This is a genomic window from Kordiimonas sediminis, assembly GCF_014656395.1.
GTDB lineage: Bacteria > Pseudomonadota > Alphaproteobacteria > Sphingomonadales > Kordiimonadaceae > Kordiimonas_A > Kordiimonas_A sediminis.
Genome location: NZ_BNCI01000002.1, coordinates 282,476 through 304,881, shown reverse-complemented (window position 1 = coordinate 304,881; position 22,406 = coordinate 282,476). Strand labels below are relative to the sequence as shown.

21 protein-coding genes are annotated in these 22,406 nt (G+C 49.3%); 8 read left to right on the top strand and 13 right to left on the bottom strand.

Annotated elements, in window-relative coordinates; all coding sequences use genetic code 11:
• Nucleotides 1-221 precede the first annotated feature (221 nt).
• Entirely contained in the window at nt 222-950 is a 729-nt protein-coding gene (locus IE181_RS08970) for a hypothetical protein (RefSeq protein ID WP_191252136.1), read from the top strand.
• Between the two features lie 7 nt (nt 951-957).
• Here IE181_RS08970 and IE181_RS08965 read toward each other — a convergent pair whose 3' ends face one another.
• From IE181_RS08965 to groES, 10 genes are all read right to left on the bottom strand, one after another.
• Nucleotides 958-2,118 carry a CCA tRNA nucleotidyltransferase gene (locus IE181_RS08965; RefSeq protein ID WP_191252134.1) on the bottom strand — a complete coding sequence of 387 codons (1,161 nt, stop codon included), beginning with the start codon at nt 2,116-2,118 and terminating at the stop codon, nt 958-960.
• A 4-nt stretch (nt 2,119-2,122) separates the two neighbouring features.
• Nucleotides 2,123-2,458 carry a COX15/CtaA family protein gene (locus IE181_RS08960; RefSeq protein ID WP_191252132.1) on the bottom strand — a complete coding sequence of 112 codons (336 nt, stop codon included), beginning with the start codon at nt 2,456-2,458 and terminating at the stop codon, nt 2,123-2,125.
• Nucleotides 2,459-2,476: 18 nt separating this feature from the next.
• Nucleotides 2,477-3,091 carry a CoA pyrophosphatase gene (locus tag IE181_RS08955; protein WP_229819291.1) on the bottom strand — a complete coding sequence of 205 codons (615 nt, stop codon included), beginning with the start codon at nt 3,089-3,091 and terminating at the stop codon, nt 2,477-2,479.
• Complete coding sequence (locus IE181_RS08950) at nt 3,091-3,666, bottom strand: DUF1285 domain-containing protein (protein WP_191252130.1); 576 nt, start codon at nt 3,664-3,666, stop codon at nt 3,091-3,093. Before IE181_RS08950 ends, IE181_RS08955 begins: the two co-directional genes overlap by 1 nt.
• Before the next feature lie 85 nt (nt 3,667-3,751).
• Nucleotides 3,752-4,288 (bottom strand): GNAT family N-acetyltransferase, encoded by a 537-nt coding sequence (locus IE181_RS08945; RefSeq protein ID WP_191252128.1) that lies wholly within the window; start codon nt 4,286-4,288, stop codon nt 3,752-3,754.
• A 224-nt stretch (nt 4,289-4,512) separates the two neighbouring features.
• Nucleotides 4,513-5,946, bottom strand: a complete 1,434-nt coding sequence (locus tag IE181_RS08940) for a PQQ-dependent sugar dehydrogenase (RefSeq protein ID WP_191252126.1) — start codon at nt 5,944-5,946, stop codon at nt 4,513-4,515.
• A 177-nt stretch (nt 5,947-6,123) separates the two neighbouring features.
• Nucleotides 6,124-7,458 (bottom strand): OprO/OprP family phosphate-selective porin, encoded by a 1,335-nt coding sequence (locus tag IE181_RS08935; protein WP_191252124.1) that lies wholly within the window; start codon nt 7,456-7,458, stop codon nt 6,124-6,126.
• Between the two features lie 192 nt (nt 7,459-7,650).
• Complete coding sequence (locus IE181_RS08930) at nt 7,651-9,708, bottom strand: methyl-accepting chemotaxis protein (RefSeq protein WP_191252122.1); 2,058 nt, start codon at nt 9,706-9,708, stop codon at nt 7,651-7,653.
• A 195-nt stretch (nt 9,709-9,903) separates the two neighbouring features.
• Nucleotides 9,904-11,556, bottom strand: a complete 1,653-nt coding sequence (gene groL, locus IE181_RS08925) for a chaperonin GroEL (protein WP_191252120.1) — start codon at nt 11,554-11,556, stop codon at nt 9,904-9,906.
• Nucleotides 11,557-11,615: 59 nt separating this feature from the next.
• Nucleotides 11,616-11,903: a co-chaperone GroES gene (gene groES / locus IE181_RS08920; RefSeq protein ID WP_191252118.1), complete on the bottom strand. Its 288-nt coding sequence runs from the start codon at nt 11,901-11,903 to the stop codon at nt 11,616-11,618.
• A 567-nt stretch (nt 11,904-12,470) separates the two neighbouring features.
• Here groES and IE181_RS08915 point away from each other — a divergent pair.
• The 4 genes from IE181_RS08915 (at nt 12,471) to IE181_RS08900 (ending at nt 16,347) form a co-directional block, all read left to right on the top strand.
• Nucleotides 12,471-12,932: a hypothetical protein gene (locus IE181_RS08915; protein WP_191252115.1), complete on the top strand. Its 462-nt coding sequence runs from the start codon at nt 12,471-12,473 to the stop codon at nt 12,930-12,932.
• A gap of 151 nt (nt 12,933-13,083) precedes the next feature.
• Nucleotides 13,084-14,391, top strand: a complete 1,308-nt coding sequence (locus tag IE181_RS08910) for an FAD-dependent oxidoreductase (RefSeq protein ID WP_191252113.1) — start codon at nt 13,084-13,086, stop codon at nt 14,389-14,391.
• A gap of 166 nt (nt 14,392-14,557) precedes the next feature.
• On the top strand, nt 14,558-15,610 hold the full coding sequence (locus IE181_RS08905) for a GSCFA domain-containing protein (RefSeq protein ID WP_191252112.1): 1,053 nt from the start codon (nt 14,558-14,560) through the stop codon (nt 15,608-15,610).
• The gene (locus IE181_RS08900) at nt 15,607-16,347 is read left to right on the top strand and encodes a hypothetical protein (RefSeq protein ID WP_191252110.1); all 741 of its coding nucleotides are present in this window, start codon (nt 15,607-15,609) and stop codon (nt 16,345-16,347) included. The genes IE181_RS08905 and IE181_RS08900 overlap by 4 nt, the downstream gene beginning before the upstream one ends.
• Before the next feature lie 10 nt (nt 16,348-16,357).
• Here IE181_RS08900 and IE181_RS08895 read toward each other — a convergent pair whose 3' ends face one another.
• Both IE181_RS08895 and IE181_RS08890 read right to left on the bottom strand, forming a co-directional pair.
• Nucleotides 16,358-16,771, bottom strand: a complete 414-nt coding sequence (locus IE181_RS08895) for a PaaI family thioesterase (RefSeq protein ID WP_191252108.1) — start codon at nt 16,769-16,771, stop codon at nt 16,358-16,360.
• Nucleotides 16,772-16,817: 46 nt separating this feature from the next.
• The gene (locus tag IE181_RS08890; protein ID WP_191252106.1) at nt 16,818-17,660 is read right to left on the bottom strand and encodes a TIGR00266 family protein; all 843 of its coding nucleotides are present in this window, start codon (nt 17,658-17,660) and stop codon (nt 16,818-16,820) included.
• Nucleotides 17,661-17,844: 184 nt separating this feature from the next.
• Between IE181_RS08890 and sppA the strand changes: the two genes are divergently transcribed.
• The 3 genes from sppA to IE181_RS08875 all read left to right on the top strand — a co-directional run bounded on the left by sppA (nt 17,845) and on the right by IE181_RS08875 (nt 20,815).
• On the top strand, nt 17,845-19,689 hold the full coding sequence (gene sppA / locus IE181_RS08885) for a signal peptide peptidase SppA (protein WP_191252103.1): 1,845 nt from the start codon (nt 17,845-17,847) through the stop codon (nt 19,687-19,689).
• Nucleotides 19,690-19,695: 6 nt separating this feature from the next.
• Nucleotides 19,696-20,100 (top strand): peptide-methionine (R)-S-oxide reductase MsrB, encoded by a 405-nt coding sequence (gene msrB, locus IE181_RS08880; RefSeq protein WP_191252101.1) that lies wholly within the window; start codon nt 19,696-19,698, stop codon nt 20,098-20,100.
• A 109-nt stretch (nt 20,101-20,209) separates the two neighbouring features.
• Complete coding sequence (locus IE181_RS08875; RefSeq protein WP_191252099.1) at nt 20,210-20,815, top strand: FMN-dependent NADH-azoreductase; 606 nt, start codon at nt 20,210-20,212, stop codon at nt 20,813-20,815.
• A gap of 92 nt (nt 20,816-20,907) precedes the next feature.
• On the opposite strand, the gene IE181_RS08870 is transcribed toward IE181_RS08875, so the two are convergent.
• Nucleotides 20,908-22,302, bottom strand: coding sequence for a DUF3667 domain-containing protein (locus IE181_RS08870; protein WP_191252097.1), 1,395 nt, complete (start codon nt 22,300-22,302; stop codon nt 20,908-20,910).
• Between the last annotated feature and the right edge of the window lie 104 nt (nt 22,303-22,406).

The following is a 22,406-nucleotide window of genomic DNA, read 5'->3' as shown; positions in this document are numbered from 1 at the left end:
AGCTCGTCGCTGAATAACAAAGCTATGACCCACAAGACTGTATTTTAGATGAACTTTCTTTTGGGCGCCCATGCAGAATTATTACGAGTTAATCCAAAGGGACAAATAGTTGATCCTGGTTCAGACCTGGGAACCACTATTCTGAACCTTCCCAATTCCTCTGCCGCTATCATAATTCTGCCCAAGTCTGCCGTTTAACTGCGCGCTGCGGGGAGAATTTTATGAGACATGTTCAGTGGGCTAACACCACCTTATTGCTACTGGTTGGGCTTTATGCTTCTGCCAGCCTGTCACTTTCTGCGGTTGCGCAAGACAATAGTGCTAGCCCGGAAAACGACCAAACACCCCCCACAGCGACCAATACAGCGGATACTGCAGCACCGATTGAAGTTCCCGTTTTTCGTCGTGACCAATATCAAAATACACCGCTTCCTCCCGTGGATGCATCCAGACTAAACCCGTTATCAGATAGTTATATCATGCTGGAAGATGGCGCAGTTCTCTCCCTGAAAGAATGGGTAAAGTGGGGTGCAAACAAGGGAGATATCAATCGCCCCATGTCTGACGCGGAACAGCGCCTTTTTCTGGGCAAGGGTGCACGGGCAGCACTGGGGCATTCACAGGACCTGACAACACAAAACCTGATTAATGTTGCACCTTCTGTAAATTTCAAACCGGGCGACGAACCTGCTCCTGCCCTACAACTGATAGAAGGGCTTTTCCGTGCATTAATTCTGCCCGGCACTCCAGAAGGGTGGCGACCGGAGACGGCAGGCGGCTCCTTTTCGCCTACTGCGAAAATTGGGGCACCGGGTACAGATGCAATTCTATTTCAAAGACAGCTTAATGAAGCCATGGAATGGTCTGCAGAAGACTTCCGTCTAAATGGCACACTGCAGAATATGAATAGAGAAAATAGTCAGGCGCAAAAACAGGACAATAACAACTAGCCCAATCTTACAGAGAGGCTAACAGCGCGTCCCGATCAAGGGAAAAATCAGACGCAATCCACTTCTTTTCCAATTCTTTCAGGAATTGGCCCATTTGCGGGCCAGGTGCAACACCGCGGGCAAGAAGGTCCCGCCCCTGAACAGGGAAATCTGGCAGTTTTATGCGAGTAATTTCCTCTGCCAGATCAGACATCTTCTGTATCTGTGCCATCTCGTAGCACGGGCCTGCTCCGAACCTATACACATAATTTCGCACCTGGGTTATATCAGGAGCATCCCATAGGCCCGACAAGATAGAGAGGCTTTTCAGGGTCGCAGACTCTGCACGCGACATATTCATCCGTGCTTTGGCAGACTGTCCACTGCCTGCGCCGTGGATCATGAGGAAAAACATCGTCAGCGCCCGGATATCAAAAGGATCATCAAGCCCGCTGATATGCGGGTACAGACGAGGCATGTCCGAATTCAGACCCAACTGGCCTAGTATGCCCGTGTCCGCCATCGCAGAGAGCGCAGGAAATGCGTTCGGGGCGACCGACATTTTTTTTAGTTCAGTCCAGATACGCTCACCGGACAAGCCGTCCAGTAGCGGCGCAAGATCCCGGCAAGCATCCAGTTCAACCGTATCAAGGGGCGCGCTGCCGTACCTTGCATAAAACCGGAAATATCTAATAATTCGCAAGGCATCTTCCCGGATACGGCTGGCGGCATCACCAATGAACCGCACCCGTCCGGCCAGTGCGTCTTCAACACCACCAAAAGGATCATACAGGTCCCCGGTCGCGCTTAGATAAAGGGCATTCATCGTTAAATCACGCCGTGCGGCATCTGCTTTCCAGTCCTCTGTAAAAGCCACATCCGCATGGCGCCCATGACTTTTGACATCAATACGCAGGGTCGTTACTTCGATAGGAATATGATCATAAATGGCTGTGACTGTACCGTGCTGTAGCCCCGTCGGCACAACAGACAGCCCCGCAGCCTTCAATCTGGCAGTTGCCTCTTCTGGCAAATGCACAGTCGCCGCATCCAGATCACTGACCGGAAGCCCAAGGAGACTATCCCGGACAGCACCGCCAACAAATCGGACAGAATCCGGTCCAAGAGCAGCCACAACCTTCTGCACGGCATCCCAGGAAAGCCAATCAGGAAATAGTGTGTTCCCCAAAATACTATCCTTGCCCTTTAGGGGTATCACCATCTGTGTCAGTTGGGTTGTCTGGCTCCTCATCTATCGGGACAAAATGGCCAGGGATGATTTTGCCATCTTTTTCGTAAGGAGGAACATACCGCATGTTAGGGTCGCCCTTCCCATCATCAACAAAATACAATGTCATGGCAGCGCCGAAAATCAACGCAATTGAAATCAACAAAATGCGGCGCAGGTCGCTAATATCCTCGGACAATTCTGCGTCACTGTGCTTGCGTTTGATGCGCCAGCGCAGCCAGAAAATTACAGCGGCTATAGGCACCAGAATTAAAATCAACCGAACGATGATAAGTATCATAAAGCCCCCTAAGGCATATTAGCGTTTTGCTTCTTCCATAACATCACACAGATTAACGAGCATGGCAGCCGTCGCCCCCCATATATTAAAGCCGCCATACGGCATTGTATAATAGGTGCGGTCCCGACCACGCCAGAACATCGTCTGTAATTGATGATTGGTGCGGTCCAATATAAAATCAAGCGGCACCTCGAAGGCGGCTTCAACCTCGTTTGGCTCCAAAGTCAATGTAAAATCGGGTTGAACTATCGACACGATTGGCGTGATAACAAACCCCGTGCCGGTACGGTACTGGTCAAGGTTCCCCCGAATATCGACTATTGAAGGGTCAAGGCCAATTTCCTCCTCTGCTTCACGCAAGGCCGTATGCACAGGATCACGGTCTGTCTCATCCGCGGCACCTCCCGGAAAACTAACCTGTCCTGCATGTTTGCGCAGGTGTTCTGTGCGTTTTGTGAGCAAGATCGTCGGTTCTTTGCGTTCCACGATTGGGATAAGAACTGCCGCCTCGCGCACAGTTTCTGGCATATATTGTTCAGGCACACCATTGATGACTTCAAGGTCCGCATCACTACGCATCCCGCGAGCCGCAGGGTTTTCAATAGATAAAGCGCGATCGACCCAGTTGCGCATCAATCCACCTCTTCCAAAGTGCCGATTTCAAACTCCATACCCTGACTTTTTATCAGAAGCGTAGGTACACCGTCCTTGGTGCGTGTCTCTGCCAAATCCACAAGTTCGTAGAACGCAGCGCGACTAATAAGTGCTTCCAATCTGCCGCGAACATGAACATAGGGACTTGGCTCCCCGGTTTCAGGATCAACTTCCACCCGAATTGGATTATCTTTTCCTGCGATTACACAATCACCGACATTCGTGGTGAAATGCAGTGCCTGACTATCCCCTTCACCGACGGCATCAACTCGAACCGCAACAAACGGTGCGTCATCGACTGTTATACCGACTTTCTCCACGGGAGTGACAAGATAGGTTTTACCGTCTTCGTCTTTTCTGAGAATTGTTGAAAACAGTTTGACCATGCGCTGACGCGTAATCGGAGTTCCCATATAAAACCACGTACCATCACGGGCGATACGCATATCAATATCGCCGCAAAAGTCCGGATTCCATTTATCAACCGGCGGATAGGATTGTCCCTCCACCTGCTTCATCAGGTCTTCCAGATTAAGTGTAGTCTTTGTCGTCATTGGTTACTTACTCCTACCTTACAATATAGGAGTAAGTACAGCTACTTGCAAAGAGCGAGTTACCAAATTCCAGCAGAGACCCCTATCAGGCCGCAAAATCCGCATCCGCAACGCACGGTGCAATCTCCAGACGCCCGACAATGGGCAAACTTTTAAGGCTGTCCTTACGCTCGCGAACAAGCAACCGGTCTGCATCACGTCTGCCAGGTAGAGAGATATACCGCGGCATAACCCGCTCGAAGCCAAACCGCCGATAATATTCTAGATCGCCGACCAGCAGGACACGGTCATAACCACCAAGATCCAACATCTTCAATGCCCGGCGCATAAGCTCACTGCCCAGTCCCTGCCCCTGCAAGTCTGGATCAATTGCCAAAGGCCCCAACAAGACCGCCGGCAAAGAATACTCGCTTAGCATATCTACAATTGAGATGGACCAAAACTGGACAGAGCCAACGAGCTCACCATCAAGGCGCGCCATAATCGACAAATCCGTCAGCGCATTACTGGCGGAACGCAGGCTGTAAGAAGACTTGTTTGTTCTGTCCGGACCAAACGCCCGATCAAGCAAAGAATCCAAAAGAAGAGAGTCGGCGGGCCATTCCCGATCGAAAGTGATCATAACACATATTCCCAAAGTCACTTGGTGCTTTTCAGACGCACCAAACCAAAAACAAAAAGACAAGCGGCTAAAGAGCCATCATCTTTCGTCGTCGGAGCTGGCAAACCAGCTTGCTATGGGTGTGTTTATTCATAAATCTCGTGTCACTTTCGTGTTGAAGACGCGACACTATTGTTACAAGCGCCAAAAATCCAGCAGAATTTTCAGCGCTTGCATAAATTTTTCTAATCTGAAACAGGAACCAGGCGTGCGATAGTGCCCTTATCAGTATTTCCGTCATTCAGAAGGACATAAATATATCCGTCGGGGCCCGTTTCCACATCACGGATACGCCCCATACCGCGCAGTATTACTTCGTCTTCCAGGGCTTTGCCGTCTTTGATCCGAACACGGTGTAATTCCTGGCTTGCCATGCCGGCAACTAGCGCATCGCCCTTCCAGCTTGGGAATTTGTCCCCGTCGTAAAAATCTGAACCGGCAGTGGCGATCGAAGGTACCCAGTAGATTACTGGCTGTTCCATACCAGGTGCTTCTGTCTTGTCCGTCATAGGCGTACCATTATAGTTCATGCCGTACGTGATAACCGGCCAGCCGTAGTTCTTGCCTTTTTCAATCAGGTTCAGTTCATCTCCGCCCCGTGGGCCGTGCTCGGTATCATACAGAAGACCTGTGGTCGTATCCATCATCAACCCTTGTGGATTTCTGTGGCCATAACTCCAGACAGACTTCATCGCACCAGGTGTATCAACAAAGGGATTATCTGCGGGTATGCGCCCATCGTCATGAATTCGGTGAATTTTTCCGTTTGGCCTTGCCAGATCCTGGGCCATTTCCATGCGTCCCCGGTCCCCGATGGAGAAATACAGATACCCGTCATCAAACACGAAACGCGACCCAAAATGATGATTGGTCGCAATATGAAGATCAGTTGGTGCGAGGAAGATAGTTTCTTCGTCAGTCCACTTATTGTCCTTGATCTTACCGCGGACAACCTTGGTCATCCCTGTCATGTTACCGTCACGCTCTACCGAGCTTGCTGAAAAAGACAGATAAATCCAACCATTATTTTCATAGTCCGGATGTGGCTCGGCATCCAGCAAACCACCCTGACGTTTATGCCAAACTTCCGGTGTACCTTCGATTACAGTCGCCTTGCCATCACGAATAACAAACAGCGTACCGTCACGGCGCGTAACCAACATATCCTGATTTGGCAGGAAATTAATGGCCCACAACACCCCCTCTGTTTCAAACAGGGTTTCCAGTTTAAAGGAATGCGCCTCCGTAGAGAATTCAGAATTTGCAGGACGCTTGATGCTCTCAAGTCCGCCAATCTCTGCCAACCTTTTATTTTCACTGATATAGATCACCAGTGCTCTGATATCTTCTGCGCTTAACCCGTCTTCAAAGGCCATCATTTCTGTGTCTGGGACACCCTTGGCGATAATGCGCGTCAAGTCTGCTGGCGTATTGCCGTGCAGGCTTTCATCATCAATCAGGGATGGACCACTGCCGCCCTGCATGTTGTCACCGTGACAACTTGCACAAAAATCCTTGTATGTTTCTGCGACCGGGCCTTGACCAATCCTAAGCTGCGCCTGTGCTGAAAATGAAACTGCGGCCAGCATCACCGCTGACACTATTCCTTTAACTACCATCTTTTACTCCCCTGAAAGCCCAGGACCTGAGCTTTCTAATTTTTTGTCAGCGCCATAGTACCGGGGGATCAAGCGCTACACAATGTAAAGATAGTGATTTTTCTATGCCTGCCCCAACATAAAAGGGCAGCCTAAATAGACTGCCCTTTCTAGTATCCAAGAAGGATATGTTAGATTTTACCAGTCGATCTGGAACCGCAGACCCAGTGCATCCACGCTGTTCTTGCCGTCATCGCCGTTCAAGGACACACCAAACGCATCGTCAATGCTGCTATGGCTGAAATTCATCATAATCCGTGAATTACGGTTTAAGTACCAGTTCACGCCCAGCATCCAGGTGTCCTGCTCGCCACCAAAGACGCCATTATCTGTCAGGTCAATAACATCATAGCGTGCAGCAATCTGCCATGCGCCCATACCGCCTTCATGAATTGGTGACTTGACCTTTGGCCGCCCCCAGGAACCTTTACTCAGGTCCAGTGGCTTGCTTTCGCCGGTCAGGAACCAGCCTGCTTCGACATAGCCACCCCAGAATGAAGCATCACGGCTATTAGTGCCACCGTTGCTATTCTCTAGACGCATATATTCACTTGCCACATGGAAGGAACCTCTCTGATAAGCACCTTCAAGCCCAATCAGAAAGTCTTTGTCTGAAAGTGTCCCGGTATTCACAAAACGTGGCGCAATGTGACTGTGCGGGCGCTGACGGTAGCGGAAACCACCATCATCATCAGTTTCGCGGTAGCGAACAGAAGCGCCAACCAACCATGTGCCCATGTCAGTTGCCTGACCATATGTACCCCGTGCAGCGAGCGTCAGGCGGTCAGAATCGACCGTAATATCTGATCCTGCCTCGCCTTTCATAATGGCCGCCGTCAACGTATACCCATCGCCTGTGCGACCAACACTGATACCCAGTTCCCGACGCAAGTCAAAGGCGTCTGTCAGCGAAGAACGCTCCATAAATGTAATGTAGCGAGAGGAGGTAAGCTCCTCCAGCGAGTTTGGCCCTTTAAACTGGCCGATACTGATAGTGGTGGCATTCTGTGTTTTATATTGCAGGTATGCATCGGTGATGTTGATGTCATCACCAGCAACATCAATACCCAGCTTATATTTAACAGAGTCATAAACCTTGCCGCCCACTTCGATCCGGGCTGCCCGGAACTCAGTGCCATTCAGGTCTGTTGTGTCATCCCCATCATTGACCCAGCCCATGTCAGCAAACACGCGACCTGTCACAGTAAACGTAGAGGACTCTACTTTTTTCTCAACCTTTGCAGGGGATGTGCTTGAGGGCGTCTGAGCAGCAGCCATCCGTGCTTCGCCCACCTGTACTTCCTTGATTGCCGCTTCGTTAGTAGCCTGCTTTGCTTCCAACTCTTCAATTCGCTTCGCAAGAAGGGCTAGCTGGGCTTTCAATTCGTCAATCGACTGTGCCGATGCTGGCATTGTTGGAACAACAAGTGCTGTAGCCGTCATCAGCGATATCAAAAACTTCTTTTTGGTCATTGTATTATCCAATCCGATATTCAGATTTTGCATTACAAAATTACTACAAACTGATCTATGCCTGCCCTATACAGGGGGAATAGTTACTGTTTTATTACATTCAGGCGTCCCATAAGTCTTATTTGTAATTTTTCTGTCACTTAATGGGCAGATAAAACCCCGCACACCAAAGATGAGCGGGGTTGCTTTTCTTTAATCTAGATTTTTCACCTGAGACAAAAACTGGTCAACTTCTGTTCGAATAGTTTCTGCAAGTGATTTTAGCTGTTCTGAAGCCGTCATAACAGACAGGCTATTCTGCTGGGACTTCTGGGCCCCGGCGGCCACCTGAACAATCTCACCAGAAACCTTTTTCGTACCTTCTGATGAATATTGAACGCTGCGGCTAATCTCGGCAGAGACGACTTCCTGTTCTTCAATCGCAGAAGAAATACTGATCATAACTTCGTTCAGGTCAGAGATTGTCCTGCTGATTGTCTCGATCGACGATACAGCCACTTTTGTTACATTCTGCATATCACTGATCTGATTAGTGATCTCGGTTGTTGCCTGTGCCGTCTGATTTGCAAGGGACTTCACCTCGGACGCCACAACGGCAAAACCTTTACCTGCATCCCCAGCACGGGCTGCCTCAATAGTCGCATTCAGTGCCAGCAGATTTGTTTGTTCTGCAATATCATTGATAAGCTGCACAACATTTTCAATCTCTTTGCTCGAATTCGAAAGATTATCAATCGCGGTTGCACCTTCGTTGGATGCAGTGACCGCAGATGTAGTAATGCCGCTTGCAGACTGCACCTGCTGATTAACTTCCTTAATCGAAGCAGAGAACTCCTCCACTGCAGAAGCCATGGTGGATACATTATTATCCATCTCCGAAGCAGCCTGCTCCACTTCTGATGCCTGGGTCTGCGTTTCTTCAGATATCTGCACCATTGCGTTTGCAGACGTTGCAAGCGTTGTGGACGAAGAATCCAGCTCTTCAACAGAAGACGTAATCGTGTGATCGAAACGTCCAACGATCGCTTCAAGTTCGGCTGCTTTACGCTCCCGTGCTTCAAGCACTTTACGTTCTTCTTCCGCTTTACGGCGCTCTTCTTCACGTTCGAGGCGGTCACGCTCCTGCTGCAACTCAGCTTCACGCTCTTTGGCTAACAATGCCTCTTTCTGAAGACGTTCTGCCTCCGCCGCGCTGTCACGCAGCATCAGTGTAGTGCGTGCCATGCTGCCAATCTCGTCCCGTGCATCTGTGCCCGGTACATCAACAGAATAATCTCCCCCTGCGATCTGGGTTAGCGCTCCTTCCAGTGTAGTGATCGGGTTAACTGTCAACCGTACGACTATCCAGGCGATAAAGCCTCCAACGACTGTAATACCAAATGTTGTTAATGACAAAATAAGGACGATTGTTGCTTTGATGCTCGCGGCAGCCTCTGCTGCATCCTCAACACCCTTTTCGACAGTTGTGATAATAGTCTCAAACGGTGCTTCTGCCTGCGCATAAATGGTGCTCAACTGCGCAATATTATCTTCCAGGGCTGATCGGCCAGCAGCATACGCTTTAAAATCTTTTGTATAGGCGTCAAGCTTGGACCGAATATCGTCTTTGACATCCTCAGCCATACGCGCTCGCTGTAATTCTTCCAGGAACAACTCGCGATTTTTATCAAAGCGGCCAATATAGCTATCATCAACACGCATGATGAAATCTTTTTCCCGGCGCCGCAACATTAGCATCTGAACCATCAATGCATCATTATCGCTCACCTCAGGCACAGCTTCCACAGACTGAACTGCACTGCGAAGCGCACCCTGCAGGCCTGTTTTTTCATCAAGCCCAATCAACAGAACATTTTCGTAAACGGTATTAAACTGTTTGCCGTGCGCATCAATGACTGCTGTCAGCTCTGAAACAGCCCGCTTTACGGAGGCTTCTACCGTCTTGCCATTTAACTCTTTCAGCAACCGGACTGTGCGGTCATGTGCATCCGCATATCGGTCTTTGTATTTTGTGTCGCGCCTTAAAAGAAAGTCCTTCTCATTACGGCGCATTTCAAGGGAAGTCGCAACGATCTGACGCTGTAAATCGCCTTTGTCCGCGTACTGTTTGGCCTCTGCCTGCGCATCTTCGATAGAAGAATTAGCAATAAATACAGCCGTAAGGATTAAGGCCAGACCCAGAAAAGATATGAAGGAAAGAAAATAGACTTTGAAGGCAACCGACTTGTGCCTAAACCATTCTGTGAACATACGCATCATCCTTGAGCTCACAATCCCCAAGTCGTTGATTGTAATTTACGCTCTATTCGTTAACAAAATGCATATACCTACGCGCGAGTGTGGAAAATCTCCCCATAAAACACAAAAAGCTCCGCAGAATTTCTGCGGAGCTTTCCTCGAGTGCTGTGCTTTGCCACCCGAATATTTTGGTTTGAACAGCGGACCTTAGAAGCCCATGCCGCCCATGCCGCCCATGTCAGGCATGCCGCCACCTGGCATTCCGCCAGCTGCTTTGTCTTCTGGGATGTCAGCAACCATCGCTTCGGTAGTGATCATCAGACCAGCAACTGATGCAGCGTCCTGCAGCGCAGTACGTACAACTTTAGTCGGGTCGATAATACCTTTGGCAACCAGATCACAGTATTCTTCATTCTGTGCATCAAAGCCCCAGTTTGCTTCGGTGCTCTCAAGAAGTTTGCCGGCAACAACCGCACCGTCAACACCAGCATTTTCAGCAATCTGACGAACAGGTGCCTGCAGTGCGCGACGAATGATGTCGATACCTTTATTCTGGTCATCATTTGCACCGGAAACAGTATCAAGTGCTTTTGTAGCGAACAGAAGTGCAGTACCACCACCAGCGACAATACCTTCTTCAACAGCAGCGCGTGTAGCGTGCAGGGCATCGTCAACGCGGTCTTTACGCTCTTTCACTTCTACTTCAGTAGCACCACCAACCTTGATAACGGCAACACCACCAGAAAGCTTCGCAAGACGCTCCTGCAGCTTTTCTTTGTCATAATCAGAAGATGTAGCTTCGATCTGTGCTTTAATTTGCTCGCAGCGTGCTTTGATGTCGTCTGCTGAACCAACACCGTCAACGATTGTTGTGTCTTCTTTAGTGATTGTAACAGATTTCGCAGAACCAAGCATGTCGATGCCAACATTTTCAAGCTTGATACCCAGATCCTCAGACACAACCTGACCATTTGTCAGAATTGCAATGTCTTCAAGCATTGCTTTACGGCGATCACCAAAACCAGGCGCCTTAACAGCAGCGATTTTCAGCCCACCACGAAGCTTGTTCACAACCAGTGTTGCAAGAGCTTCGCCTTCGATGTCTTCTGCAACGATCAGAAGTGGACGGCTGCTTTGAACAACTGCTTCCAGAAGTGGCAGCATTGGCTGAAGGTTAGACAGTTTCTTTTCGTGCAGAAGAATCAGTGGGTTCTCCAGCTCAACTGTCATTTTTTCAGAGTTAGTGATGAAGTAAGGAGATAGGTAACCACGGTCAAACTGCATACCTTCCACAACGTCCAGTTCACTCTCTAGACCTTTGGCTTCTTCAACAGTGATAACACCTTCTTTGCCAACTTTGTCCATCGCGTCAGCAATCATCTTACCAACAGCGACTTCACCGTTCGCAGAAATTGTACCAACCTGAGCGATTTCTTCAGAGGTAGTGACGTCTTTTGTTTTGGACTTCAGCTCAGCAACAACAGCAGAAGACGCAAGATCAATACCGCGCTTCAGGTCCATTGGGTTCATGCCAGCAGCAACAGACTTCAGACCTTCGCGAACAATTGCCTGCGCCAGAACAGTCGCAGTAGTCGTACCGTCACCCGCAACATCGTTTGTGCGGGAAGCTACTTCTTTCACCATCTGCGCGCCCATGTTTTCGAACTTGTCTTTCAGTTCGATTTCTTTGGCTACAGAAACACCGTCTTTTGTAATGCGTGGTGCACCGAAAGATTTATCCAAAACAACGTTACGACCTTTCGGGCCCAGAGTTGTTTTTACAGCGTTGGCAAGAATATCAACACCCGCCAGCATTTTTTTGCGGGCATCTTCATTAAATTTTACTTCTTTGGCAGCCATCTTGGCCTCCTCGATAGATAGGTTAATCGATTAACAAGTTACGAGATCAAACCGAGCGATTACTCGATGATACCCATGATGTCAGACTCTTTCATGATCAGAAGGTCTACACCGTCAACTTTGACTTCTGTACCGGACCATTTGCCGAACAGGATTTTGTCACCAGCTTTAACGTCAAGTGCGACAACAGAACCGTCATCAGCTTTAGTACCGTTTCCAACTGCTACAACTTCGCCTTCAGATGGCTTTTCCTGAGCAGTATCAGGCAGGATAATACCGCCTGCAGTCTTGGTTTCGCTTTCAAGGCGCTTTACCAAAACACGGTCATGAAGTGGACGTAGTGCCATGGTTTCTCTCCTAATATACATTAATAGATTGGTTGACCCTGTTAGCACTCACATCCCATGAGTGCTAACACTGAGCCCTATGTAAGCGGCCCTGGAAAAAGGTTCAAGGTCCGTTAGAGAGATTTTTTAAAAAAATTTACCTCTCAGCCACCGATAAAAGCCTTCATAGGGAAAGCATATGAAAACCGATGCCAAGATAAGGTCGGTGGGCACAGCGGACCACCTGTCAGTAGTCCGCATACATCATCTATCAACACATATTATATGGTGACTGCATCCGATGTCAGGTCTGCAACTGTACTGCCTTCCAGACACATCCGTATAATTTTCATGAAAGCGAGTCGCGCCGAGTCGCCAAAATTCAGCATTTCCCTAACCCTTTGATATAGCGGCCAAGCATAAGTCACACATTTTTTTGTGGTAAAATATGCCCCCATGAGCGGTTCCAGTATTCAGATATTTTTTGAAACCCCTCACACCTCTATCTCCACAGTATGTCCCGAGTAGTTCAACATAACCACGTTGGTCTGCTGTCTAAAAGGCTGGCCGAACACTGGGAGGAAAGAAATGAAATTCATCAAAACACTTTCAATGACAACACTGGCAGCAAGCTTATTCCTGATTGCTCCGCACGCAAATGCCCAAATGGAAGCCGCTAAACAGGAAAATGCCATCTACATGAGCGTCGTGCTTGTAGATTATAAGCCGGGCATGCGGGAAAAAGCGATGATGCTGGTAGAAGAGAAATTCGCCCCTGCAAGCAAAGCTGCTGATGTGCCGGGCCCCTGGGTCATGCATTTTGATAGTGGCAAATGGGACGCTGCCTATTTCTGGGAACATAAAGGCGGGTATGCTGATCTGGAGTATTCCACAACGCCGGATGATGTAAAATGGTGGGCTGCACTGGTCAAACAGGAAGGCTCTGAGGAAGCTGCACAAAAAGCTTGGGATACATACATGAGCTATGTAGCCACCTCCACAAGTGTTATTGGCCACCATCACCGAATGGAAGGTGAAAACGACGAATAACCCCCATTATTTTCACCTAACCTCAGGCGCCTCCGGGCGCCTTCTTTTTTAGTTTTGGTGGGCACTGCACCTGAAGGCCACCATGTTTGCAAGTGCCATGGACTTGACCCGCTTTCCGTGGCATGATCCAGGTGCTTACAGGGAGGATGGTATGGTGAAAAAAACACTTTGGGTTGCTGTCATTGGTGCTGGTCCCGCAGGCTACTATACAGCCGAAGCACTGTCAGGTGGGGACGACGATGTCAAAGTGGATATAATCGACGCCCTGCCCACACCGTACGGACTGATCCGCGCTGGTGTCGCCCCTGATCACCAGTCTATCAAAAATGTAGCTCGCCGATATGAGGCAACAAACGTCCGGGACAATGTCCGGTTTGTAGGTAATCTGGCGCTTGGCCGTGACCTGACGCTTAAAGAATTGATGGAACTTTATGACGCTGTCGTTTTGGCGACCGGTGCACCAAAAGACCGCCCGCTGGGGATCGACGGCGAAGACCTGAAAGGCGTGATCGGTTCCGCAGCCTTCGTTGGCTGGTATAACAGTCACCCCGGCTTTACCGACCTGAATCCAGATCTGAATGTACCTTCCGTTGCCGTCATTGGAAATGGCAATGTTGCTGTGGACGTTGCGCGGGTTCTGGCGAAAACGGCAGAAGAGATGGAAACCTCGGACCTGGCCGATCATGCAGCAGAAAAGATACACAGCTCCCCGATCAAGGATATTTATCTGCTTGGCCGACGGGGTCCACTCGAAGCAAGCTTTACACCCAAGGAACTTGGTGAGCTGGCAAACCTTCACAACTGCGTGGCTCTGGTTGACCCTGAACAGTTACCGTCAAACTGGGAGGACGAAACCCTGACCGGGGCGCAGAAAAAGAATATGACCATCCTGCGCAGCATGTCGGACAACACCCCGGACATGAAGCCTATCCGTCTGCACATTGCTTTTTACAGACGCCCCATGGCCATATTGGGACAGGAAGTAGCCTGTGGCCTTCGGTTAGAACATACAATTGTCACGGTCGATGGCCAGTGTGAAGGCACTGGTGAAAGCGAAGTCATCCCGGCGGGCGTGATAGTTCCCTGTATCGGCTACCGGACAACCCCCATCCAGGATGTGCCGTATAATGAAGACCGGGGCCATTTCGACAATGTAGACGGCAAGATATTTGACGGCCTGTACTGCGCTGGCTGGGCAAAACGTGGTCCATCAGGAACCATTGGCACTAACAAGCCAGACGGGCAGGAAATTGCACAAAAAATCCTCTCGGAAGTCACCCCTTCAGGCAAAAAAGGGCGGGCTGGACTGGATGCAATTATCAAGAAACGTGATCTGCAGATTGTCACCTTCCAAGATTGGAAAAAAATTGATGCAGCAGAACAAGAAGCTGCGGAAGGCCCAAGCCCCCGTGCAAAAATTGCAGATGTTGAAACGATGGTACGCATTGCAAAAAGCTAACACCAGCGCACAACAGACTTAGACATCGACCTGCGCGCAAGCACGGCTTCTGACCGGCATGATGACTTACTGTGTGTTGCCAGATAGGTGCCCCTCTCGCGTTTGACAAGGCTGTTCCCTCCTCATATGGTGCCCATCACACAATGCTTTGGGGAACAGGCCGCGTATGACCAACCAAAATCCATATCAAAATCTACCCGGTGAAGCATACTGGCGCACTGGCGTTGCATCCTGCAATCCGCTGGACTTTGAAAAACTCTACACTCGCAAGTTCGAGATATTGGAGACAGATAAAATTGCCACCGCAGGCAGCTGCTTTGCCCAGCATATCGGGCGTCATATGGCTAAAAGCGGCTTTAATTATCGGGACTATGAAAAAGCCCCACCGCTACTCCCCCAACATCTGCACGCAAAATATGGCTACGGCATATACTCCGCCCGGTACGGTAATATTTACACCGCCCACCAGTTAAGCCAACTGTTTGACCGGGCGTACGGCAAGTTTACCCCTGAGGAAACCGTATGGACCGACGGCGAACGATACATAGACCCTTTCCGTCCGACGATCGAACCAAATGGTTTTTCCTGTTTGGAAGAATTCAAAATACTGCAAGATGCACATTTTTCGGCAGTTCGGAAAATGTTTGAAACAGCGGATGTGTTCGTCTTCACCCTTGGCCTGACAGAAGCTTGGCGCCATACATCGGATAAAGCCGTATACCCTGTTTGCCCTGGAACTGCGGCAGGCACCTTTGATGCCGACGTCTATGAATTTCACAATTTTACATTCGTTGAAATTTATCAGGAACTGAAACAAACACTTGCCAAGATGCGCGAGATCAATCCTGGCCTGAAAGTAATTTTAACTGTTTCGCCCGTACCACTGACTGCAACCGCAAGCGACAAGCATGTGCTGGTCGCCAGTATGCATTCCAAATCAACGCTGCGAACAGTAGCTGGCGAACTTGCGCAGGAAGACCCGCTGACCGACTATTTCCCATCGTATGAGATAGTCGCATCACATCCTATGCGGGCCATGTTTTTTGACCCTAATCTGCGCACAGTCTCTCTGCGCGGGGTTGATCAGGTTATGCGTCATTTTTTCAAGGAACACACACCGCCCGGCGTGTTGGAGAAATCTCCCGCGGGCAATGAGAGTCTGGACGAAGACGACATCGTGTGTGATGAAGAATTGTTAGAGATGGAACAAACCCTGTGATTTTACTTGCTGGCGACTCGCACACAACGGTCCTGAAACGTGCTCATGATGAACTGCATCCATCAGACCCGCTGGTGTCCAATATAAAAATTGGTCCCTTGGGGCCAGGGTATAAATTGTCGCGCCGTTTCTTCAAACCCCATAAGAATCGCATCACCTTCAATCTGCCAATGGCCAGAAATACCTTCCTGAAAACAACAGGCAAACAAGCACTGTGGTTTGATCAGAACATTTTATACGGTTTCAGCCTGCGCATGCACAGCTTCAAAATTTCACAAAACCCGACATGGCTGCGGCACGCCCCTTATGAACTGGCTGCCGAAAAAGGCAAGGCGCCCATATCTAAAGCTGCAATGCTTGAGATTATCAAAGAAGACATTGGCAGCACCTTTGAGTTTTACGAACTTTTACTCAAAAATAATGTGCCGTTTTTTACGATTGAAGGCCCACCGCTAAACGAAAATATTCAGGTTTTAAAGCGCGGAGCTGACAAAGAGATTATCCTTGCTGTCGACAAAGCACACCGCCACTATATGCAAAGCTGGCTTTGCGATAAAGGCATTGACATTGTAAAGGCACCGCCTGCTGCGTTCACAGAAGAAGGCTTTTTAAAGCCAGAGTATTATGCTGACCGTGAAGGTGATGTCAGGCACGCCAACACACCTTACGGCAGGTTGATGCTGCAGAATGTTCTAGACTATCTGCAGTCGCACCATAAAAGCAGGTTACAGGCCTGATTTACCCAGCTTATGACCGGCGCAGCTTTTTCAAAATACCACTGAATGACAGTAGTGTATCATCGCCTGAATAGACACGACCACGCACAAACAAAAGTGATCGTGTTGCTTTGACGATCTCGCCTGATGCCTCTATTAGGCAGTTTGCACTGCCTGCAGAAACAAAATCACAATTAAAGGAGACTGTCACAGCAGCCTCCCCCAGATGTTCCCTTGCAATTGCAAAAAGCGCTGTGTCAGCAAAACTCATCATCAAACCGCCATGCAAATTGCCGTGGCCATTAAGATGCTTTTTCTCGGAATAAAAAGCAGACTTCCATGTGCCGTCATCACATTTCTTGACGTAAAAGGGACCAATCAAGTCTTCATAGTGTTCAGCAAGGTCGCCGCCCCACGGCTCATATCCCTCAGGTATTTGCGTCATAGACTGTTCTTTCTCTTAACTACTGTATCTCTTAGAAATGTGGCTGCTAGAAACTATCGTCCCCCAAGCCCAGCCCATTCAACAAAGACCCCTCGCCCTTATCACGGCCACCATGCTGCGGAGCTGCAGCCAACACCCGGCCAGCCAGACGGCTGAACGGCAGACTTTGCAGCCATACTTTGCCCGGTCCGGTCAGTCGCGCAAAGAACACGCCTTCACCGCCAAAAATCATCGACTTGATACCGCCTACACGTTCAATATCCATATCGACTGTCGCCGTCATTGCCGCCAGACAGCCTGTATCAACATGAAGAACCTCACCCGGCTTCAATTCCCGCTCTACAAGCGTGCCGCCGATATGGACGAACGCCCAGCCATCGCCTTCCAGGCTTTGCATGATGAAACCTTCACCACCAAAAAGACCGGTAAGAATCTTCTTCTGAAAATGCACGCCAATGTTCACACCGCGAGCTGCTGCTAGAAAGCTATCTTTCTGACAGATGATTTTCCCACCCATTTCGTCCAGTTTTATTGGCAGGATATTACCCGGATAGGGTGCAGCAAACGCGACATGTGCTTTGCCGTGCCCTTCCTGTGTGTACACGGTTGTAAAAAGGCTTTCCCCTGTAACAAGACGTTTTGCAGCACCAAATATCTTGCTGCCAATGCCACTTTCTTTGCCGGAGCCATCGCCAAAAACAGTATCCATCGTCACGCTTTGGTCCTTGAACATCATCGACCCTGCTTCTGCGATTGCAGATTCCCCAGGGTCCAGTTCAATTGTCACAAACTGCATTTCAGAGCCAACGATCTCAAAATCCACATCATCGGAAACACTGGAACTGCGTCTATGGTGATTTTGTTGTACTGTGGGAATGCCTGTTGACATGCTGTAGCTCTCCTGCCTGCTAAAAAATATCGGGTACTCACCGCAACTTTACCATATTTCGTCGCCATAACCTTGACGACTGAAGGAAGAAGCTACACTTTGAGTATTAACTGCACAAGCGACTACCATAAGTATTCTGTGCTTTAAGAAAAGTCCGTTTTAAATTTTACTGGAGAAATTGCTCGTGAAGGGTATTTGGGAAATTATCAAGGTTGGGTTGAAGTTCGTTCAGGGACTGGGAACAACCTTTATGGGATTGTTTGTTATTCTGTTTATTTTCATGATCTACAGTGCAATGACAAACACAGAGCCCAGACCAACAGTGCCAAACGGCGTTGTTATGGTCTTGTCTCCGTCCGGCGTTGTACGGGAACAGATTGAATACCCAGATCCGCTTGAACAGGTTTTCCGTGAATATCAGGACTTTAACTCTACGCCGCCTCAATCAAGCTACCATGAAATCATCAAGGCAGTTGAAAGAGCGACGACCGACAGCCGCATTGCTGGCCTGGCAATTCTAACAGACCGGTTCGCCGGTGCATCCCCGGCCCACCTGCACGGTATTGCGGACCGCATCAAGGCTTTCAAGGAAGCTGGCAAGCCCGTCTATGCGATCTCCAGCGCCTATAGTCAAAGCGACTATCTCCTTGCATCACAGGCAGATAAAGTCTTCATGAACCCTGAAGGCAATGTGATCCTGACAGGATATGGCCGGTACGGCACCTACTTCAAAAGCCTGCTGGATATGATCGGCGCTGACATTAATGTCTTCCGTGTTGGGACATTCAAGTCTGCAGTAGAGCCATATATCCGCGACGACATGTCCGCTGCGGCCAAAGAAGCAAATCAAGCATATCTGGGAGAATTATGGCGGCAGTATACCGATAAGGTTGAACAGGGCCGCGGGATGGAACCCGGCACCCTGGCCAAGTCGGTTGATGAAACCCCTGATCTTCTGCGTGCGGCAGGAGGGAACTTTGGCCAATTGGCTGTTGATATGGGTCTGGTGGATGAGCTGGTACACCGTATTGATTACAGAGAGGCCCTCATCGAAGAATTTGGCGCTACGCCAGACGGAGAAACATTCAAGCAGATATCTTATCAAGCCTATTTGGCGGCTTCTCATCAGGCTGACAACAGTAAAAACAAGATCGCGGTTATCACCGCACAGGGTGAGATCATTATGGGCACAGGCCCAATCACCGTTGCCGCGGCTGAGACAGTTGTCAGTCATATCAGGGCGGCCAGAAATGACGAGAATGTCGCGGCAATTGTCCTAAGGGTAGACAGTCCCGGCGGGTCTTCGTTTGCGTCTGAGCTGATCCGTCAGGAACTGGAAGCTGCACAAAAAATTAATGGCCTGCCTGTTGTCGCCTCTTTTGGTCCTGTCGCAGCGTCTGGCGGCTACTGGATATCTGCAACTGCGGATGAAATCTGGGCATCGCCTTCCACCATCACCGGGTCTATCGGTATCTTCGGCGTTATTCCGACATTCCAGGACACACTGGATAAAGTGGGCATCCATACTGACGGTGTCGGTACCACAAAATTATCTGGTGCCTTTGACATCACCCGCGACCTGAGTGAGCCAACCAAAGACATCATCCAGCAGTCCATCGAAAATGGGTATCAGAATTTCCTGACACTTGTTGCCAATGGTCGCGGCATGACAGTTGAAGAAGTGGATAAAATTGCTCAGGGTCGCGTCTGGGCTGCGACCACCGCGCTCGAATACGGTCTGGTTGATCATCTGGGAACATTTGATGATGCAGTCGCGTCTGCGGCTAAAAAAGCAGGGGTCTCTGATTACCGTGTATCCTTTTACCGGGACGCACCAGACCGCCTAGACGCCATGCTGGCGCGCCTGTTCCAGTCCAACATTTTTGAAAGCACCACTGTACCTGACTATCCGGTACCCTCACCCATGCTAAAAATGCTGACAACCATGAAGGCAGAAGCAGACCTGTTATTAAAGTTCAATGATCCGATGGGACGCTACGCCTTATGTTTAACATGTCAGTTACGGTAAAAGACGATGACCGATAAAATTGAAAAAACCGACCAGGAATGGCGGGAACAAATGACCGCAGCGGAGTATGATGTCTGCCGCTGCGGTGGTACAGAGCCGCCCTTCTCTGGCAAATATTGGGATACAAAAACACCTGGCACATATCTGTGTGCCGGGTGCAGAGCCCCCCTGTTTGATAGCGAGACGAAATATGACTCTGGCTCTGGCTGGCCAAGTTTCTGGCAGGCTATCAACGATACAGCAGTCACAGAAAAGTCCGATACTTCCTACGGCATGGTTCGCACAGAAATAAAATGTGCAAAGTGCGACAGCCATCTGGGGCACGTATTCCCTGACGGCCCGCAACCTACAGGGCTTCGGTACTGTGTTAACTCTGCCTCTTTGCATCTGGAAGTGTCTGGCACTGACTAGCATGTTGCAAAATTAACAACACCATAGTGCGCTTTTCCAGACTTCTGTCGCAGAAAGGCGCACCTTATTATCTCTCACTGTAACAACCGAACATGTCGAGGGATAAACAATGACAAAAAGCTCCATAAATGTTTTACGTGTAGACAGCAGCATTTCCGGTGATGCATCCAACACTCGCAAGCTGCTGGATCGTTTCATCAACTCTCTTAACCCCCAATCTATTGTAAACCGTGATGTTAATGTAGGCATTGACGGCCTGACAGGTGACTGGGTAAGCGCCAACTTCACAGCTGAGGAAGATAGATCAGAGGCTCAAAAAGAGGCTTTGGCACTTTCCGATACTTTGATTGATGAAGTCTTCGCAGCCGACCTTTTGGTGATTGGTGTACCTATCTATAATTTTGCCATTCCGGCAGCACTGAAAAACTGGGTTGATATGATTGCTCGCGCACGGAAAACCTTCCGGTATAGTGAAGATGGTCCAGAAGGACTGGTAAAAGGCAAGAAAGCATATCTGCTTGTTGCTTCTGGCGGCACAGGTGTGGGTTCAGACATTGATTTTGCAACACCGTATATGAAGCATGTGCTTGGCTTTATCGGGATCACGGATGTTGAAATTATCGCAGCCGATGCCATGGCAATGGACGAAAAGTCACTAGAGAATGCTGAAGCAAAAGCAGTTGAAAAAGCTACTTCACTTCGGGATGCCGCATAAAACACCCACACTGCATTTCGAAGTGCGTTTCTCGACCCCATCTGGGGTGCGGGGAAAAGCAGGGGCTATAACTGCATTTACCCCAGTGCGGCCTATAGCTCCTGCAGCCCCTGATAAACGACAAACATTAATGTCATACCCATTAGAATCAGATAGGACATATAGACAAATCCTGCCTTGATGAACGCGCGTATGAACCCCTGGTTTTGGCCAATTTTCAGCGCGATAATCAGATATAGCGACGTTACTATCCAAAAAATGTCAAACCCCTTCTGGCCGCCAACTTTTGGCAACAGATACATCATTGCCATCAACAGGATGAAGAGGAAGCTGTGAAAATGCAGCGAAAAGACCAGTTGGTTGACATAATTACGTTCAGCGCCCCAATGAAACACTCTCAAAATTAAGGCAAATACAGGCATGAGAACGAACAGCGCACGCGGCAACCAATCGTTAAACATATCATTGAATGCTGCGGGGTCCTGAAGCCCCTTTGAAAAGCCTGCGGTCAGTTTCTTTACCGTTTCTGTCTGATCAGACCCTTCGATAATCTGGTCAATATCTTCCTGCCGTAGTCCTTCCCTGGGTTCATCCGTAATGGGAACGAACATGCCAACGTCAATATCGTACGGAAAAGTACCCAGTTGCAAATCAAGCTTCTCACTGTTGCTGAAATCCTCCGGGGACACTCCGGGAATATCTTCTGCGCCCCTAATACGCTTCAGACGCTCTTCCATCTCAGGGCTTATGCCGCCTGTGTTGTTGACCTCTAACAAGGCTTCACGGGATAATCGCTGCGCTTCTTCGATGACTTCCTTCGGGTCCCGCGTGTCTGGCTTGCTGCGCTGCTCCCTGTCCGTGGCCTCTGCCTCAACAGCCGTTTTGGGATCTTGTTGCATTGCTGTCGCCGAGCCTACCGCTGGATCAGGCTGACCTTCCGCCTGTTCGTCAGACGATGTAGGCGGCATTTCACTCTCAGGCGGAGGGGAAGACCCCTCCTCTGCCTTTTGGTCCGGTTCAGAAGTTTCCGCAGCCAATGCCGCGGCTTTTTCTTCATTGTAGGCTACGTTGATATCAATAATGGCGATCTGAAGAATAGAGAGTGCCAGAAAGAACGTCACCGATATTACCAGATACAAGCGAAGGGGCGGCACATATCTGGCACGTCGTCCCATCATGAAGGACCGTGTAAGCCCCCCAGGCACAAGGATCAGCATCAAGATTGACTTCAAAACGCGGCTGTCGGTTGACAAGAGATCATCCAACATGTCCCGCACAAAGGTCCATAATGGACGTCGCAGGTCATTATCTCGCTGGCCACATACATGGCAGAACGGTCCGGACAGCTCTGTACCACAATTCATACAGCTGTCACCGGCATTATAATCCGGGCTGGTTACCTTTTCTTTCAACTTACGATATTGATCCCGCTTTGCAGGATTAACATTCCGTACAGTTGCCAGCAGATCTTCCCAAACTTTTTTCATTTAGCATACCGGCGTTCGTATATCCCGAACAGCCAGCCCCCAGCTTCCCATCACACAGGATGATTTCACTGATCCTATGTTGCCGTGAAAAAAGTCTAATACAA

What these genes read in the sequence shown, in the direction of transcription:
- IE181_RS08930 (WP_191252122.1), bottom strand. Translation starts at nt 9,708, where the DNA reads ATGTTCACAGAATGGTTTAGGCACAAGTCGGTTGCCTTCAAAGTCTAT.
- IE181_RS08935 (WP_191252124.1), bottom strand. Translation starts at nt 7,458, where the DNA reads ATGACCAAAAAGAAGTTTTTGATATCGCTGATGACGGCTACAGCACTT.
- IE181_RS08915 (WP_191252115.1), top strand. Translation starts at nt 12,471, where the DNA reads ATGAAATTCATCAAAACACTTTCAATGACAACACTGGCAGCAAGCTTA.
- groL (WP_191252120.1), bottom strand. Translation starts at nt 11,556, where the DNA reads ATGGCTGCCAAAGAAGTAAAATTTAATGAAGATGCCCGCAAAAAAATG.
- IE181_RS08955 (WP_229819291.1), bottom strand. Translation starts at nt 3,091, where the DNA reads ATGCGCAACTGGGTCGATCGCGCTTTATCTATTGAAAACCCTGCGGCT.
- IE181_RS08910 (WP_191252113.1), top strand. Translation starts at nt 13,084, where the DNA reads ATGGTGAAAAAAACACTTTGGGTTGCTGTCATTGGTGCTGGTCCCGCA.
- IE181_RS08950 (WP_191252130.1), bottom strand. Translation starts at nt 3,666, where the DNA reads ATGACGACAAAGACTACACTTAATCTGGAAGACCTGATGAAGCAGGTG.
- IE181_RS08945 (WP_191252128.1), bottom strand. Translation starts at nt 4,288, where the DNA reads ATGATCACTTTCGATCGGGAATGGCCCGCCGACTCTCTTCTTTTGGAT.
- groES (WP_191252118.1), bottom strand. Translation starts at nt 11,903, where the DNA reads ATGGCACTACGTCCACTTCATGACCGTGTTTTGGTAAAGCGCCTTGAA.
- IE181_RS08940 (WP_191252126.1), bottom strand. Translation starts at nt 5,946, where the DNA reads ATGGTAGTTAAAGGAATAGTGTCAGCGGTGATGCTGGCCGCAGTTTCA.
- msrB (WP_191252101.1), top strand. Translation starts at nt 19,696, where the DNA reads ATGACCGATAAAATTGAAAAAACCGACCAGGAATGGCGGGAACAAATG.
- IE181_RS08960 (WP_191252132.1), bottom strand. Translation starts at nt 2,458, where the DNA reads ATGATACTTATCATCGTTCGGTTGATTTTAATTCTGGTGCCTATAGCC.
- IE181_RS08970 (WP_191252136.1), top strand. Translation starts at nt 222, where the DNA reads ATGAGACATGTTCAGTGGGCTAACACCACCTTATTGCTACTGGTTGGG.
- IE181_RS08895 (WP_191252108.1), bottom strand. Translation starts at nt 16,771, where the DNA reads ATGACGCAAATACCTGAGGGATATGAGCCGTGGGGCGGCGACCTTGCT.
- IE181_RS08890 (WP_191252106.1), bottom strand. Translation starts at nt 17,660, where the DNA reads ATGTCAACAGGCATTCCCACAGTACAACAAAATCACCATAGACGCAGT.
- IE181_RS08870 (WP_191252097.1), bottom strand. Translation starts at nt 22,302, where the DNA reads ATGAAAAAAGTTTGGGAAGATCTGCTGGCAACTGTACGGAATGTTAAT.
- IE181_RS08905 (WP_191252112.1), top strand. Translation starts at nt 14,558, where the DNA reads ATGACCAACCAAAATCCATATCAAAATCTACCCGGTGAAGCATACTGG.
- IE181_RS08875 (WP_191252099.1), top strand. Translation starts at nt 20,210, where the DNA reads ATGACAAAAAGCTCCATAAATGTTTTACGTGTAGACAGCAGCATTTCC.